Raw genomic sequence first — 15695 nt, 5'->3', positions numbered from 1 at the left:
CGCGCCGGTACCGTATCGCCTCGTGCTGGTGCTGCTACCTCCTTCCGAAACCAAGTCCGACGGTGGCGCGGGTCTGCCCCTCGACCTGGATGTTCTCGCGATGCCGCAGCTCACGCCGGTGCGGGACAAGCTGGCGACCGGACTGGTGCAGCTGGCCGCCGATCCCGAGGCCGCTCGCACCGCGCTCGGGCTCGGCAAGGGGGCGGACGCCGAGATCGCCAGGAACGCGGCGCTCCGCACAGCCGCGACCCGGCCCGCGCTGGAGCGCTACACCGGTGTCCTCTACGACGCGCTGGACGCGAAGTCCTTCACTAAGGCGCAAAGCGCCAAGGCGTACGCGCGGCTGGGCATCGGCTCGGCGCTGTTCGGCGCGGTGCGCGCGGGCGACCCGATCCCCGCCTACCGCCTCTCCGGTGGTTCCAAGCTGCCGGGCCTGCCCACCCTGTCGGCGATCTGGCGCGACGTCCTGCCCGAGGCCCTGGTGGCCGAGGCCGCCGGTGACTTGGTCGTCGACCTGCGCTCGGGCACCTATCAGCAACTCGGCCGCGTCCCGGGCGCCATCACCGCGAACGTCCTCACCGAGCACCCCGACGGCACCCGCACCGTGGTGAGTCATTTCAACAAGCACCACAAGGGCCTGCTGGCCCGCGCCCTCGTCCTCACCCGCGCCGAACCGTCCGACGTCCGCGCCGTGGCCCGGGTCGCGGAGAAGGCCGGTCTGCGCACCGAAATCGCTTCCCCCACCGAACTTCTCATCATCACCTGAGGCCGCCGAACCCGGCCACACAGCGTCCGCACTCGGCACAGCAGCACCGCGCCTGCGAGGAGTACGAACGGTGTGTGCCACCAAGGGCCCAGCTGAGCAACTCGGCGATATGTGCGCCCAAAGCGGCTGCGCGGCGCAGAAAGGTCGGCTACGCAGACCGTTCGCATGCCTCGCAGAGCTCACAACACCTGCGAGGCGTGTGAACGGTCTGCGAGGTAAGCAGGCGGCTCAGTGGGGTGGCTCGGCCAGTGTGGCGAGTTCGCGCTGGAGGTTGGCGCGGGCGGCGGATTCGTAGCGCTCCCGGGCGATTTCGGTGTGGAACAGGCGCGGCTGGCGGGCGAGTCCTTCGAGGACGGCGGTGCGGCCCGCGCGATACAGTTCGTCGGGTACGTGGATGTATTCGGCGCGGACCGCCGCCGCGTACGCCGCGTAGCCGGGTTCATCGGCGGCCAGCACCGCGAGATCGGCGTCGCAGAGCACCCCGCCGTTGCGATCCTCTCGCGCGGGGTCGTGGGTTTTCGTGAGCCGCACCAGCCGCCCGACTTCCCGCACGAGTTCGGTTGGCGCGCCGAGCTTCTCGAGCGCGGCCTCGGCCAGTTCCGCGCTGCGCTCCTCGTTGTCGGCGCGGTCGACGGCGTAGACGGCGTCGTGGAAGAACGCCGCGTAGCGCACGGCTGCCGCGTCATCGGCTTGGTCGATCAACTCGTCGATGACGCGCAGCATGGCTGCCAAGTGCTCGACGGTGTGATATCGCCGGTGCGGCTCGCTGTAGCGGTGCACCAAGTCGGCGCCGACCGGCTCGGCCGCCCGCCCGGCCAACGTCATCCAGCGCTCGAGCAGCTCTCGCTCCACCTCCGAGGACATTCGCCCAGTCTGCTCGGGCGCACCGCCGCCGACAATGCTTCCGGCAGTGGGATTCACCACCGTGGCACACCTGACCACCACGCCCGAAGATCCGAGCCAACACAGCACACGCGGCCGACACGCTTCCCGCAATGCAATTCACCACCGCGGCACACGAAAAGCCCGCCGAGGCGCTCGCCCGGAAAATAGGATGCGGACCCCGCTGCGGCACCGGTACCGTTGCCGCAGCGACGACGGGGGGTTACCGAAATCTGGCGTCGCGGACGACCAATCGAGCGCTGCGACCATTCCGAGTATCGCGGCGCCACGGGGAGGACCAATGACCAAGCTGAATCAGATCATCGCGGTGGAGAAGGGCGTGAAGAGCGGCGCGCTGCGCGAGCTCGCCGAGACCCAGAACCTGCTGCAGAAGCCCTCGCTGCTGGCCGGCATCTCCCGCGTCTACCAGCCGAAAGACGAAGAGGGCGAGCAGCTTCCTCCGGAGGCGACGCGCGTCCAGGTGAAGTCGGAGGAGGTGCTGCGGCAGACCGCCGCCACCCTGACCCGGCTCTTCGACGTGACCGCAACCAAGGACTGGGCGAATCGCACCGCCGCGGCCGACGTGGTCGTGGACGGCGAGACCGTACTGGACGACGTGCCGGTGCCGTACCTGCTGTTCCTGGAGAAGCAGCTCGCCGATCTGCTGGCCTTCGTGAAGCGGCTCCCGGTGCTCGACGCCGCCGAGGCCTGGGGATTCGACGATTCCTCGGACACCTGGCGCACCGAGCCGGTCCGCACCATCCGCACCAAGAAGGTGCCGCGCAACCACGTGAAGGCCGAGGCCACCGAGAAGCACCCGGCCCAGGTCGAGGTGTACTACGAGGACATCGCCGTCGGCTACTGGACGACGGTGAAGTTCTCCGGCGCGCTGCCCGCGCGGCGCGTCAACGAGGTGGTCGGCCGGATCGAGAAGCTGGCGCAGGCGGTGAAGTTCGCCCGCGAGGAGGCCAATGCCACCGAGGTCACCGATCGCAAGACCGGCAAGGTGATCTTCGACTACCTGTTCCGCTGAGACACCCACGAACTCCCCCGCGCCGCGGGGGATGCGCGAAGAGCGCAAGCTCAACCTGAAGATCAGCCTGAAACCCACGGGCCGGACGCCGCGCGCGGGCGGGCCGTGGCGCAACCTCAGACTATCGCTCCAGATTGAGTATTCGCCGCCGACGACCGGGTCTCGAGGACCGGACGCGGAGCGACGAGGTGCGGGTTCAAAACCCGCTCTCCGCGCCCATGCGGAGGTGGTCCAAACGTAGGACGCGTCGCGGTGAGAGTGATCCGTTCCCACCGATACCGGTAGGCGACATGGGCGGCACACCGAGACCCGGGGGCGGGCAAAGCCCCCGGGTCTTCCATGTTTCCGGCCGACTCCACCGAAGCCGTTCCGGGACAATCGAATACCGCGACGAATGAGTCCGGCACGCGAATTCGGGCGCACCGGGAATGCGCGGGCGCGTCCGGGTGTTCCAGGGAGACATGACCGGTACAGCTGTGCTCTCCGACGATCTGAAGAAGTACCTCGACGAATCGAACGTGTTCGCGACGGTGGCCACCGTCGGCGCGAACGGGCAACCGCATCTCACCGTGATCTGGTTGAAGCGCGAGGGCGAGGACCTGCTGTTCTCCACCACGGTGGAGCGTCAGCAGGCCAAGAATCTCGCACGGGATCCGCGAGTGACCGTGCTGATCAACCCGCCCGAGAACCCCTACGTCTACGCCGAGATCCGCGGCACCGCCACCCTCACGCCGGACCCGGACAAGACCCTGCCCAACGAGCTCTCGCTGAAGTACACCGGCCAGAAGTACGCCGACTTCAATCCGGCCTCGGTGCACGATGGCGCCCGGGTCATCGTCCGGGTCACCCCGCGCAAGGTCGCCGGGCGGTTCTGAAACCCAGCGCTCAGGCTCGCTGCGACTCTTCCTGGGCGTGGTGGGCCTGCGCGATCTGCTGCGGCGTGAAGCGCAGCGTCAGGGCGATCAACCCGATCACCACGGCGACGCCCGCGCAGACCGCGAGCACCAGCGTGTACCCGCTGCCGAGCGCGTCGATCTCCGCCGAGGTCATACCCGAGACATTGCCGGTCTTGCCGCCCAGCGACAGCGTGCGCGACACCGCGATCGGGGTCAGCACACCGATCGCCAGCGGCGTGCCCAGGTTCATGAACATCTGCCCCACCGCGGCGAGCGGGCCGATGTCGTTGGGCGGCACACCGACCAGCACGCACAGCGGCGCCACCACCATCGCGACGCCGACGCCGAAACCGATGACGATCAGCAGGATCAGCAGCGTCGGCAGGTAGGTCACGTCGCGGTCGAGCGTCGAGCCGAACAGCAGGCCGAGGGCGAGCACCACGGCCGAGCTCGCGAGCAGCCAGCGCGGGGCGACCATCATCGCCAGTTTCGAGGAAAGCGCGCCGCCGACGCCGATGCCGATGGTGAACGGGATCGACGCCAGGCCCGCCTCCAGCGGTCCGTAGCCGATGACGTTCTGCAGGAACTGCGCGACGAAGTACGTCATCGCGCCGAGTACGCCGCCGGCGAGCAAGATCAGCAGGAAGGTGGTGACGCGGTCGCGGCTGCCGAACAGCGACCACGGCAGCAGCGGGTTGTCGACATTGCGCTCGGCGAGCACGAACACCACGAGCAGCACCGCACCACCGATCAGCGACCCGATGATGACCGGGCTGCTCCAGCCCATCGCGGGCCCTTCGGTGGCTCCGAAGACGATGGCGGCGCAGGCCAGGGTGCCGAGCACGGCGCCGCGCACGTCGAGGGTGACGCGGTGGTGACCGGTGTCGGCCAGGCAGTACACCGCGCCGAGCACGATGAGCAGGCCGATCGGCACGTTGATCAGGAAGATCCACCGCCACGACAGCTGGGTCAGCGCGCCGCCGACCACGAGTCCGCCGACCGAGCCGATACCGACCATCGAGCCGACGATCGCGATCGCCTGATTCCGCGCCTTACCCGGCGCGAAAGTCGTTGCCACCAGGGCCAATGCGGCGGGCGCCGCGACCGCGGCCCCGGCGCCCTGCACCGCGCGGGAGCCGATCAGCATCGCGGGCCCCTGAGCGAGGCCGCACGCCAGCGAGGCCAGCGTGAAGAGGCCGACACCGTAGATCAGCATGCGTTTGCGGCCGAACGCGTCGCCGAGCCTGCCGCCGAGCAGCATGAGCCCGGCGAAGGTGAGGCCGTAGGAGGTGACCGTCCATGCGCTGCCCGCGCTGGTCAGTCCCATCTGTTCCTGCAAGCGCGGCAGCGCGAAGATCACCACCGTGCCGTCCAGCACGACCATGAGCTGCAGCCCGCTCAAAACTAGGATTGCGAGCCCGAAGGCCCGCTGCGTCACCGGGTACTGCATCGTCGCAGCGGGATTCTGGAGCACAGTGAGCCACTGTAATTGATAGCCGTGGTCAGTTCTGACGGGAGAGCTCCGCGGAGAATCCCGCGGTCGGGCCGATCACGACGATCGCGGGCGGGCGGATGCCCTCCTCGCGGACGCGCGCGGCCACGGTGCCGAGGTCGGCGCGCAGCACCCGCTGAGTGCGCAGTGTGCCCTCCTGGATGACGGTCGCGGGGGTGTCGGCGGGGCGTCCGCCGTCCAGCAGCGCGGTGGCGAACTGCTCGATCCGCTCCACCGCCATCATCAGCACGAGCGTGCCGCGCAGCCGGGCCAGTGCGGGCCAGTCCACCAGCGAATCCGGATGGTCCGGCGCGACGTGCCCGCTGACCACCACGAATTCGTGCGTGACGCCGCGGTGGGTCACCGGGATGCCCGCGGCGGCGGGCACCGAGATGGGGCTGGTGACGCCGGGGACGACGGTCACCGGAATGCCCGCCTCGACGCAGGCCTCCAGCTCCTCGTAGCCACGGCCGAACACGTACGGGTCGCCGCCCTTGAGCCGCACCACGAACTTGCCCGCTTTCGCGCCCTCGATGAGCGTGGCGTTGATCGCCTCCTGCGCCATCGCGCGGCCGTACGGGATCTTGGCCGCGTCGACCACCTCGACGTCGGGCCCGAGTTCGGCGAGCAGTTCCGGGGGCGCGAGGCGGTCGGCGACCACCAGGTTCGCCCGCGCCAGCAGCCTGCGGCCGCGCACGGTGATCAGGTCGGGGTCGCCGGGGCCGCCGCCGACCAGCGCGACGCCGGGGGCGACCGGCGACGAATCATCGGTCACCACACCGGATTGCAATGCTTCCAGCAGCGCGTTGCGCACCGCGGCCGAGCGGCGGTGCTGCCCGCTGGCGAGCACGCCGAGGGTGAGCCCGTCGTAGCGGGCCGTGGCAGGGGTGACCGCGGTGCCGAGACGGGCGACGTCTACGCGCACGCAGAAGATACGGCGCCGGTTGGCCTCCTCGACGACGGCGGCGTTGGTCTCCGGTTCGTCGGTGCAGGCGATCGCGTACCAGGCGCCGTCCAGATCGCCGTCGGCATAGGCGCGCAGCGTGACGGTGAGTTGCCCGGAAGTGGCCATGCCCTCGACCGCCGGGGTGACCTCGCGGCTGATGACGTGCACGTCCGCGCCCGAGGCGATGAGCAGCCCGAGCCTGCGCTGGGCCACCGTGCCGCCGCCGACCACGACGACGCGGCGGCCGTTCAGATCGAGCCCCACCAGGTAGTTCGGATCGCCTGCTGGCTGGGCGGCGGCGTGGGATTCCGCCTGTTCCTCGGTGTTGTCTGACGTATTCGGCACAGTGTTCGAGCCTACGGCCTGTCCACCGGGCTTCGGCACGCAGCGCCGCAAACCGCGCCGAAACCGAGCGATAGCGCACCGCGGCGCGCCACCTTCGGTGCGAAATCGGGTCGATACGCCGGTATTCCACCGGACGCAGCGCGGGCGGCGTCCGGCATCCGACCGGCCGAGCCCACGAAGACCTGCGACGTGACCAGCGTCACGATTGTCAGAGCGCTCCGTCGAAAGAGCCTGGTGATCAGACTGTTTCCGTGGCACGAACGAGCGAGAGCCCCGCAAAATCGGGTGCTTTTTGTCGGTGCTGAGCGGAATACTGGCGCGCGCCCGATGAGTTGAGCCAACCGTTCTCGTCTGATCTCGTGTGGTATCGGGATACGGCTCGATAACTCGATACCGGGCCACACGTCATCTCTTTTCACGAACACCACCGGAGGTAATCGATGTCCGCCGTCCCATCCGCCAGTCCGACCGGACGGCGGACGCCGACCGTCATCATGCTCTTGGTGCTCGCGACCTTCGTGGTGATCTTGAACGAGACCATCATGATCAACGCTATCCCGCGCCTGATGGCCGACCTGGACGTCACCGAGCGGTCGGCCCAGTGGGTGTCCACCGCGTTCATGCTGACCATGGCGGCGGTCATCCCGGCCACCGGCTGGTTCCTCCAGCGGGTCACCACTCGCCGCGCCTACACGATCGCGATGGGCGTCTTCTTGGCGGGCACCGCGCTGTCCGCCGTCGCGCCCGCCTTCGAGGTGTTGCTGCTCGGGCGGATCGTCCAGGCCGGCGGCACCGCGGTCATGATGCCGCTGCTGATGACCACCCTCATGACGGTCGTGCCGGAACAGGATCGCGGGCGGGTGATGGGCAACGTCACCCTCGCCATCTCGGTGGCGCCCGCGATGGGACCGGTCCTGTCCGGACTCGTGCTTCAGGTCGCCTCGTGGCGCTGGCTGTTCGTGCTGGTGCTGCCGATCGCCGGCGCGGTCACCTGGCTGGGGCTGCGGCGACTGGAGAACATCGGCGAACGGCAGACCGGCGCGATCGACGTGTCCAGCGTGGCGCTTGCCGCGGTCGGATTCGGCAGCCTCGTGTACGGCCTGAGCCGTTTCGAGTCCGGCAACGTGACCGGCCCCGCGCTGATCGTCGCCGCCGGACTGGCGCTCATCGGCGTGTTCGCCGCCCGTCAGCTGCGCCTGCAGCGCACCGGCACGCCGCTTCTCGACCTGCGGATCCTGTTGATCAGCACCTACACCAAGGCGCTGATCCTCATGTCGATCGCGTTCCTCGCGATGCTCGGCTCGATGATTCTGCTGCCGCTGTACCTGCAGAACCTGCGCGGTCTCAGCCCGCTCGAGACCGGCCTGCTCGTCATGCCCGGCGGTCTCGCCATGGGTCTACTCGGCCCGACCGTCGGTCGCCTGTTCGACCGCTTCGGCGGCCGCGTTCTGGTGATCCCCGGTTCGATCGGTGTCGCCCTGTCCCTGGCCGGTTTCACGCAGATCTCGATGACCATGCCGTACTGGCAGTTGCTCGGCCTGCACATCCTGATGATGGTGTCGCTGGCCGCGGCCTTCACGCCCGTGTTCACCCTGGGTCTCGGCGCGCTCCCGATGCACCTCTACTCGCACGGCAGCTCCATGCTCGGCACGCTGCAGCAGGTCGCCGCGGCCTTCGGCACCGCCCTGGTGGTGACCGTCATGTCCACCCGCAGCACCCAGTTGATCGAGGAGGGCACCGATCCCGTCGCCGCCCACCTCGACGGTATGAGCCTGGCCTTCGGGGTCTCCGCCGTGCTGGCGCTGGTCGTGATCGTGATGGCGGTCCTGCTGCCGAGCCGCTCTCACGCACCGGCGGAGCCGGAGGAGGCATCGGCGGAGTCGGACGAGGGCGAGGAGCCCGCGGTCGAGCTGATCAAGGGCTGATCGCGCCGCGAACCTGCGGTCGGCCCGGGTCAGTCCCCGGGCCGACCGATCAGCCCAAGTTCGGGATTTCCTGGATCCAGTGGAACCGCTCGCCGCGCAACGGGAACTCGTTCAGGTCGAACTCTTCCAGGGTGAGCGTGACCGGTCGGCCGCCCAGATCGCCGCGCAGGGCGAGCCTGCCGGGCTCGGGCCGCTCGAAGGTGAAGGTCGCCACCCGCGTCGGCTGGGAATCCGGCGCGGTCGGCGGCGCGGTCATGGTGAGGGTGCGCGCGCCGGTGTCGACGTCGGCGAGGGCGGGCACGAACGTGCCGTCCATACGCTGATAGCTGGTGGCGAACGTGTCGAACACCAGGCGCTGCCACCGGGTCGGCTCGGTGGTCAGCGGCGGAAGCGGATGGCCGTCCACGGTGAACTCGGTGACGTTCCAGATGCCGTAGAGCGCGGGTTTCGGTGCGCCGTAACCGTATTCGTGCCAGGCGTCCCATGCGTTCCAGGCCGCGCCGGAGCACGTCCACAGGCCGAGCGCCACCTGCAACGCGGCGGCGATCCGATTGGCCCGCACCGAACGGAATAGCGACGGCTGCGTAGCCGGTTCCGAAGACCGTTCCAGTACAAGCACATTCGCCAAGCGCCTGGCCTGCGGCGCCAGCACCACCAGCGATATCAGCATCAGGTGGAAGGACAGGATCTTGACCGGCACGTCGTAGGTCATGTTCAGCACGAAGACCTGCGCCATGCTCACCAGGCTCAGCATCGCCCCGGCGGTCGCCGTGCGCGGCCAGAAAAGCAGCAGACCGCCGAGCACCTCCGCGATGCCGAGCAGCACCTGGTACGACGGCGACGCGCCGACCTGATTCCACAGCACATCGGTCATGCTGAGGTTGCCGTACGGCTCGAGCAGCGTGGTCAGCGACGGGTAGGGCATCTGGATCGGCACCGCCTTGGCGAAGCCGTACCACAGCATCTGCCCGCCGAGGCACAGCCGCAGGAAGGTGACGAACCACCGGCCGAGGACGGCGTAGTCGGTGCGACGGCGGTCGAGCACCGTCCAAATCACGGTGCCGACGGCCGCGACGACCAGCATGCAGAAGATCAGCACCCAGATGATGGTCTGATCACCGCTGCCGCTCTCGTGGATCACCGCGTCGACGCCGAAGACGTGCTCGCCCGTCCACCGGGCCACCGGCTCGACCGCCTCCATCTGCCACCGAATCGCCGAATCCGGCAGCCAACGCATCGCGACTCCGGCGAAGACGAACAGGATCTGCGCGAACGTCAGGCAGAACAGCATCAAATAGGTAAAGCAGAACCGGAAGCCGATCCGGGCCGGTAGCGACCACCGGAGCGACGGATCGACCACGTCCTCACCGTCTCGTTCGCGGACCTCCGTAGCGATGGCGTTCACAGCGACACCTCGCCGGCACTCGGCACCGCCGTACCCGCGGACGCGGAGTTCAGCCGCACGGATCCCTCCTCACTGCCCTGGACGACTTGCCGTGAGGAAGGTAGCCGTGCGGGCCGCCTCGGCGCTTCCGGCGACATCCCGATTTCCGGCTCCGCCGCGCGGGGTAGCCGGGATACTCCAGAAGGATGATGGCTACCCCTGTCAACCCCGGAGTTCGGTCAGCGAACTATTCCCGATGATTCCCGGCGATACCGAATTAGAACGCGTTACAGTCGCGTATCCCGGGAGGAAGCGCCGGGTGGTGGGCGGCCCGCCGCTCGACTACAGGAGGACGATGATGGCCGACGATCCCGATCCCACCGAGCGGCGCCAGCTCACGATCAGCGAACGCGATCTCGAGGGCCTCGCCGAGGACCTGTCGCGCTGGCTCGCGGGCAAGGTCTCGGCCGACGAGCCGCCGCGCGTGCACGAGCTGACGCTGCCGCAGGGCTCGGGAATGTCGAGCGCCTCGGTGCTCTTCGATGCCGAATGGCGCGTGAACGGCCGGGACGAGGGCGGCTCGTTCGTCGCGCGGCTGGCGCCCACCGCCGCCGATTTCCCGGTCTTCGAAACCTACGATCTGGCCAAGCAGTACCACGTGATGGCCGGGGTCGCGGCCGCCACCGACGTGCCGGTGCCGCCGCTGTGCTGGCTGGAGACCGACGAAAGCGTGCTCGGCACATCGTTTTTCGTGATGCGCCGGATCGAGGGACGGGTACCGGCGGACAACCCGCCGTACGTCTTCTACGGCTGGCTGTTCGACGCCGAGCCCGCCGAACGCGCGCTGCTCACCGCCAACACGCTCGCCGTGCTGGCCGAGATCCACGCCATCCCGGATCCGGCGAGCCGGTTCCCGATGCTGGACGGACCGGGCCAGGCGCTGCGCAGGCACGTGGACTGGCATCGCGCGTGGTACCGCTGGGCGCTGGCCGACGACGGGTACCCGATTCCGTTGATCGAGCGCGCTTTCGACTGGCTGGATGCGCACTGGCCCGCCGACCCCGGCCCGGACGTGCTGTCCTGGGGCGACTCCCGTCCGGGCAACATCATCTACGACGGATTCGAGCCGGTCGCGATATTGGACTGGGAGATGGCGGGTTTGGGCCCGCGCGAGCTGGACATCGCCTGGATCATCTTCATCCACCGGTTCTTCCAGGATCTCGCCACCCGCTTCGATCAGCCGGGCCTTCCCGACTTTCTGCGCCGCTCCGAAGTGGTGGCGAAATACCAAGAGCTGACCGGCTATACGGTGCGCGACCTGGACTTCTACCTCGTCTACGCCGCACTGCGGCACGGGATCGTGATGGCCAGGGTCAAGCGCAGAATGATCCACTTCGGCGAGGACACCGACACTCCCGACCGGGACGACTACGTGATGCACCGGGCAAGCCTCGAGGCGCTGCTCGACGGAACCTACGACTGGACATGAGGAACACCATGGCCGCACCCGCCCCTCTCGACGAATACCCCATCCACCAGACCCCGCTCTCGATGGCGCGGGTCGGCACCAGCGACCGGAACTTCTACGACCGCAGCTATTTCAACGCCCACGACCGCGACGGCGGGACGCTGCTGATCACCGGGCTCGGCGTCTACCCGAACCTGGGGGTGACCGACGCCTACCTCGCCGTGCGCCGCGGCGACGAGGTGCGCTCGGTGCGGTTCTCGGACGCGCTCGTCGACCGCAGCCTGGACATGAAGGTCGGCGGTTACCGCATCGAGGTGCTCGAACCACTGCAGCGGCTGCGCGTCGTCTGCGAGCACAACGACCTGAGCTGCGACCTGACCTGGACCGGGGCCTTCCCCACCGTGCAAGAACAGCCGCACCTGATTCTCACCGGCAACCGGCCCATCATCGAGGCGTCCCGCTTCGCGCAGGTCGGTGCGTGGGCGGGGACGCTGAACGTGGACGGTGCGGACATCGCGGTCGATCCCGCGGTGTGGACCGGCACCCGGGACCGCTCCTGGGGCATCCGGCCGGTCGGCGAGACGGAGCCGCCGGGACGCGCGGCCGCCGAGCCCTCCGGCGGCTTCTGGTGGTTGTACGTGCCGCTGCGTTTCGACGATTTCGCGATCGTGGTGATCGTGCAGGAGGAACCGGACGGCAGACGCACCCTCAACGACGCGGTGCGCATCTGGCCGGACGGCCGCACCGAACAGCTCGGCTGGCCGCGGGTCTCCATCCGATACCGTTCGGGCACCAGGATTCCCGTCGCTGCCCGGCTCGATCTCACCACCCCGGACGGCAAGTCGCTGGAGGTCGAGATCACCCCGAGCGCCGGTGTCCCGCTGCACGTCGGCTGTGGCTACGGCGGCGACCCCGACTGGTTGCACGGCCAGTGGAAGGGCCGCGACTGGTCCGAATCCCGCCGCTACGACCTCACCGACCCCGCCATCGCCGCCCGCATCCCCTACGGCGTCATCGATCACGTGGCCCACGCCCGGTGCGGCTCCGCCGAAGGCTGGGGCCTGTTCGAACACGCCTCCCTCGGCCGCCACGATCCCACGGGGTTCGCGGACTGGTCATCCGTGGCGCCGTAACTCCGGTGCGCTGTCAGGAGAGGCGCGCCACCGCGACCGTGACCTCGCCGTGAATCGTTTTGGCGCGCACCAGAACTCCTCCCTTGGCCGCGAGAACGGCTGCGGCTTCGGCGACACCGGCCGCACCCACCGCCGCCTTGGTGCGGGCCGCCGGAGTGGGCACCGCGACGGCGTCCAGTTCGGCGGCGGTGAAGGTGCGCACGGGAACGCCCAGTTCATCGGCCGCCGCGCGGAGACCCGGTTCGTCGGCGCGCCGGTCGATCGTGGCGAGGCAGGCGAGAGTCGTGTCGTCCAGCACATGCCGGACGGCGGTCAGGATCGCGGTGGAAGTCGCTCCCGGTCGCATACCGACGCCGATCGCGACCGCCGCACGCAATTCAGCGCAGCGCATCGGTGCGGGCGTAGTCGCTGGCGGCCGCGACGAAACGGGCTGTCGCAGCCGGGTTTCCGGCGGGGTGGGTGTGCAGGTAGGAGGCGTGGACGCGGCCGACGAGTGCGCCCTCTCGGACGCGGGAGCCGGTGCCGTCTTGCCAGCCCCAGGCGGGGGCGTCGGTGGCGGTGGTGGTGATGAGTCTGGTGCGGTGGAATTCGTGGCCGCGCACCCGCTCGCCCGCTCGCCACAGCGCGGAATCGGCCAAGGCCACCGCGTCCCGGTAGCCGAGGGTCAGGCGCGGGCCGAATTCGGCGTCGGCGTCGACGACTCCCGCCATGGCGTGGCCGTCGAGCGATCGGGTGAGGTAGAGCAGGCCCGCGCACTCGGCGTGGATCGGCAGCCCGGCCCCGGCGTGCTCGCGGACCGCGGTGAGCAGGGGTGTGTTGGCAGCGAGGTCGGCGGCGTGCTCCTCGGGGAATCCACCGGGCAGCACCAGACCTGCTGTGCCGGTGGGCAGTTCGTCGCGCAGCGGGTCGAAGACGACGACGCGCGCCCCGGCCGCGGTCAGCAGTTCGCGATGCTCGGCATAGCCGAAGGTGAAGGCGGGACCGCCCGCCATGGCGATCACGGGACCGCGGCCGCTTTTCTCGCCCTCTGCAGGCCCGCCCGCGAGCTCCGAGGCCCCCACTCGGGCGGCCGAGACCGCACCGTGTGAACCGGGACTCGAGTCCGCATCGCCCGCGACGACTTCCCGCACCGCCGCGATCGGATCCCAGGCGGCACCGTCGAGCGTCGGCCGGGCGAGCGCCGCTACGGCCGCCAGATCCACGTGGGCGGCAACGAGTTCCGTCATCGCCGCCACCGCCGCCGACGCGGCCGCGCCGTGCTCCACGGCGGGAATCAAACCTAGGTGGCGGGAGGGCACCTCGAGGGCTTCCATGCGGGGCAGCGAGCCGAGAACGGGCAGCCCGACCCGCGCGCACGCGGCGCGCAGCACCTGGTCGTGCCGTTCGCTGCCGACGCGATTGAGGATGACGCCGCCGAGCCGCACGCCGCTGTCGAAGGTGGCGAAGCCGTGCAGCAGCGCGGCCAGGCTCTGGCTGTGACCGCGGGCGTCCACCACCAGCACCACGGGCGCGCCGAGCAGGCCGGCCACCTGGGCGGTGGATCCTTCGGCGACAGGGCCGGTTTCGTGCTCGTCGATGCGGCCGTCGAACAGGCCCATCACGCCTTCGACCACCGCGAGATCGCAGCCCGCGGCGCCGTGGCGGTACAGCGGAGCCACCCGGTCCGCGCCGACCAGCACCGGGTCGAGGTTGCGTCCGGGCCGTCCCGCCGCGAGCCCGTGGTATCCGGGGTCGATGTAGTCCGGCCCGACCTTGAACGGCGCCACTCGATGTCCCGCCCGCCGCAGCGCGCCGATCAAACCCGTGGCGAGCGTGGTCTTTCCGCTGCCGGAGGCGGGCGCGGCGATGACGACCGCTGGCACGCCGCCCATCACGCCACCGGACGGCGCGCGAACACGCTGCGCCGGTTCACCATTCGATCCCCCGTTGCCCCTTGCGGCCCGCGTCCATCGGGTGCTTGACCTTGGTCATCTCGGTCACCAGGTCGGCGGCCTCGATCAGCGCCTGCGGCGCGTCGCGGCCGGTGATGACGACGTGCTGGTTACCGGGCCGCCCGGCCAGCGTCTCGACCACCTCGTCCACGTCGACCCAGCCCCACTTGAGCGGGTAGGTGAATTCGTCGAGCACGTAGAAGCGGTGCTGTTCGGCGGCGAGCCTGCGCGCGATCTCCCGCCAGCCTGCCAGGGCGGCGGACGCGTGGTCCTCCTCGGAGCCGTGCTTGCGGGTCCAGGACCAGCCCTCGCCCATCTTGTGCCACTCCACCGCGCCGCCCGCGCCGGTCTCCTCGTGTAACCGCCCGAGGGCGCGGAACGCCGCCTCCTCGCCCACCTTCCACTTCGCGCTCTTCACGAACTGGAAGACCGCGACGTCGAATCCCTGGTTCCAGGCCCGCAGCGCCATCCCGAACGCCGCGGTCGACTTCCCCTTACCGGGACCCGTGTGCACCGCGAGCACCGGCTGGTTGCGCCGCTGCCGCGTGGTCAGTCCATCGTCCGGAACCGTCTCCGGCACACCCTTGGGCATCGAATCTCCTTGTGCTCACCACAACTACCTTCGCTCTCGGCCCGCGGAGCCGCGGCGATCAGGCGGCGCGCGCAGACCTCGCCGGACCGTCGCCGGACCCGGCGCGGACGATGTCCGCGACCGCCGAGCCGGTCAACTCCGCGAGCCGCAGGTATCCGCCGCGCAGCACGCTTGCCAATTCCGTCGCCAGCCCGAGCCGCACCATACCCCGCTCGCAGTCGACCACCATCGCGGTGACCGCGTCCCTGGCGAGCAGCGCGGCGGCGGCGCGGGCGCGCGGCACCGGATCGACGCCGCCGGTGGCGCGACCGTCGGTGAGCAGCACCAGCATCGGGCGACGACGCGGGTCGCGCACGCGTTCCCGGTGGATCACCTCGCGCGCCTTCAGCAGGCCCGCGGCCAGCGGCGTCTTGCCGCCGGTGCGCAGACCCTCGAGGCGGCGGACCGCGATGTCGACCGAGGAAGTCGGTGGCAGCACGAGTTCGGCGTCCTGGCCGCGCACGGTGATCACGGCGACCTTGTCGCGGCGCTGGTACGCATCGCGCAGCAGACTCACCACCGCGCCGGTGACGGCCGACAGCCGGTCCCTGGCCGCCATGGAGCCGGACGCGTCGACCACGAAAACCACCAGATTGCCTTCGCGCCCTTCGCGATACGCGCCGCGTAGGTCCTCGGCTTCCAAGGCGAGGGGGCCGTCGATCCGGCCCCTGTCGTGCTGGTGCGGCGCGGCGGCGAAGACGGTGCCGAGCAAATGTAGGCCCGCCGTGGTCTCGGTGATGGAGCGGACGACCCGGCCGTGCCTGGTCTGGGCGCGGGACCGGCGGCCCGGCGCACCTTCGCCGACACCGGGCACCTCCCAGCGCGGCGGCTTCGCGGAGCCGGGATTCGGTGTGCCCGTGCGG

General features: G+C 69.9%; 14 protein-coding genes. 6 read left to right on the top strand and 8 right to left on the bottom strand.

The window, feature by feature from the left end; genetic code table 11:
• Positions 1–22 precede the first annotated feature (22 nt).
• The gene (gene yaaA, locus NL1_RS33565) at positions 23–766 is read left to right on the top strand and encodes a peroxide stress protein YaaA (RefSeq protein ID WP_067848314.1); all 744 of its coding nucleotides are present in this window, start codon (positions 23–25) and stop codon (positions 764–766) included.
• A 228-nt stretch (positions 767–994) separates the two neighbouring features.
• Here yaaA and NL1_RS33560 read toward each other — a convergent pair whose 3' ends face one another.
• The gene (locus NL1_RS33560) at positions 995–1630 is read right to left on the bottom strand and encodes an HD domain-containing protein (protein WP_067848311.1); all 636 of its coding nucleotides are present in this window, start codon (positions 1628–1630) and stop codon (positions 995–997) included.
• Between the two features lie 319 nt (positions 1631–1949).
• Here NL1_RS33560 and NL1_RS33555 point away from each other — a divergent pair, with 319 nt between their 5' ends.
• Both NL1_RS33555 and NL1_RS33550 read left to right on the top strand, forming a co-directional pair.
• Complete coding sequence (locus NL1_RS33555) at positions 1950–2681, top strand: DUF7873 family protein (RefSeq protein ID WP_067848308.1); 732 nt, start codon at positions 1950–1952, stop codon at positions 2679–2681.
• Between the two features lie 461 nt (positions 2682–3142).
• Positions 3143–3556: a PPOX class F420-dependent oxidoreductase gene (locus NL1_RS33550; protein ID WP_067848326.1), complete on the top strand. Its 414-nt coding sequence runs from the start codon at positions 3143–3145 to the stop codon at positions 3554–3556.
• A 10-nt stretch (positions 3557–3566) separates the two neighbouring features.
• Here NL1_RS33550 and NL1_RS33545 read toward each other — a convergent pair whose 3' ends face one another.
• Positions 3567–5027 (bottom strand): MFS transporter, encoded by a 1461-nt coding sequence (locus NL1_RS33545; RefSeq protein ID WP_067848305.1) that lies wholly within the window; start codon positions 5025–5027, stop codon positions 3567–3569.
• 52 nt (positions 5028–5079) lie between these two features.
• The gene (cobA, locus tag NL1_RS33540) at positions 5080–6282 is read right to left on the bottom strand and encodes a uroporphyrinogen-III C-methyltransferase (RefSeq protein WP_067848323.1); all 1203 of its coding nucleotides are present in this window, start codon (positions 6280–6282) and stop codon (positions 5080–5082) included.
• Positions 6283–6800: 518 nt separating this feature from the next.
• Here cobA and NL1_RS33530 point away from each other — a divergent pair.
• The gene (locus NL1_RS33530; RefSeq protein ID WP_067848299.1) at positions 6801–8285 is read left to right on the top strand and encodes an MDR family MFS transporter; all 1485 of its coding nucleotides are present in this window, start codon (positions 6801–6803) and stop codon (positions 8283–8285) included.
• Positions 8286–8334: 49 nt separating this feature from the next.
• Here the strand turns inward: NL1_RS33530 and NL1_RS33525 are convergent, their stop codons facing one another.
• Complete coding sequence (locus tag NL1_RS33525; protein ID WP_067848296.1) at positions 8335–9690, bottom strand: DoxX family protein; 1356 nt, start codon at positions 9688–9690, stop codon at positions 8335–8337.
• 337 nt (positions 9691–10027) lie between these two features.
• On the opposite strand from NL1_RS33525, the gene NL1_RS33520 reads away from it, so the two are divergent.
• On the top strand, positions 10028–11158 hold the full coding sequence (locus tag NL1_RS33520) for a phosphotransferase family protein (protein ID WP_067848320.1): 1131 nt from the start codon (positions 10028–10030) through the stop codon (positions 11156–11158).
• Between the two features lie 8 nt (positions 11159–11166).
• Positions 11167–12270 (top strand): Rv3169 family protein, encoded by a 1104-nt coding sequence (locus NL1_RS33515; RefSeq protein WP_067848317.1) that lies wholly within the window; start codon positions 11167–11169, stop codon positions 12268–12270.
• 13 nt (positions 12271–12283) lie between these two features.
• Here the strand turns inward: NL1_RS33515 and NL1_RS33510 are convergent, their stop codons facing one another.
• From NL1_RS33510 to NL1_RS33495, 4 genes are all read right to left on the bottom strand, one after another.
• Entirely contained in the window at positions 12284–12661 is a 378-nt protein-coding gene (locus NL1_RS33510; RefSeq protein ID WP_067848293.1) for a cobalamin biosynthesis protein, read from the bottom strand.
• A complete protein-coding gene (locus NL1_RS33505) occupies positions 12648–14141 on the bottom strand; it encodes a cobyrinic acid a,c-diamide synthase CobB (RefSeq protein WP_067848290.1) in 1494 nt (497 codons plus the stop codon). The genes NL1_RS33510 and NL1_RS33505 overlap by 14 nt, the downstream gene beginning before the upstream one ends.
• 37 nt (positions 14142–14178) lie before the next feature.
• A complete protein-coding gene (gene cobO / locus NL1_RS33500) occupies positions 14179–14793 on the bottom strand; it encodes a cob(I)yrinic acid a,c-diamide adenosyltransferase (protein ID WP_067848287.1) in 615 nt (204 codons plus the stop codon).
• A gap of 58 nt (positions 14794–14851) precedes the next feature.
• On the bottom strand, positions 14852–15695 hold an 844-nt coding region (locus NL1_RS33495; RefSeq protein WP_156095164.1), incomplete at its 5' end, for a vWA domain-containing protein.

Origin of the sequence: Nocardia lijiangensis NBRC 108240 (assembly GCF_001613045.1) — a bacterium.
In the GTDB taxonomy this organism is placed as follows: Bacteria; Actinomycetota; Actinomycetes; order Mycobacteriales; family Mycobacteriaceae; genus Nocardia; species Nocardia lijiangensis.
The sequence above is the reverse complement of the archived record's forward strand: the minus strand, read 5'-3'. Positions and strand labels throughout refer to the sequence as shown.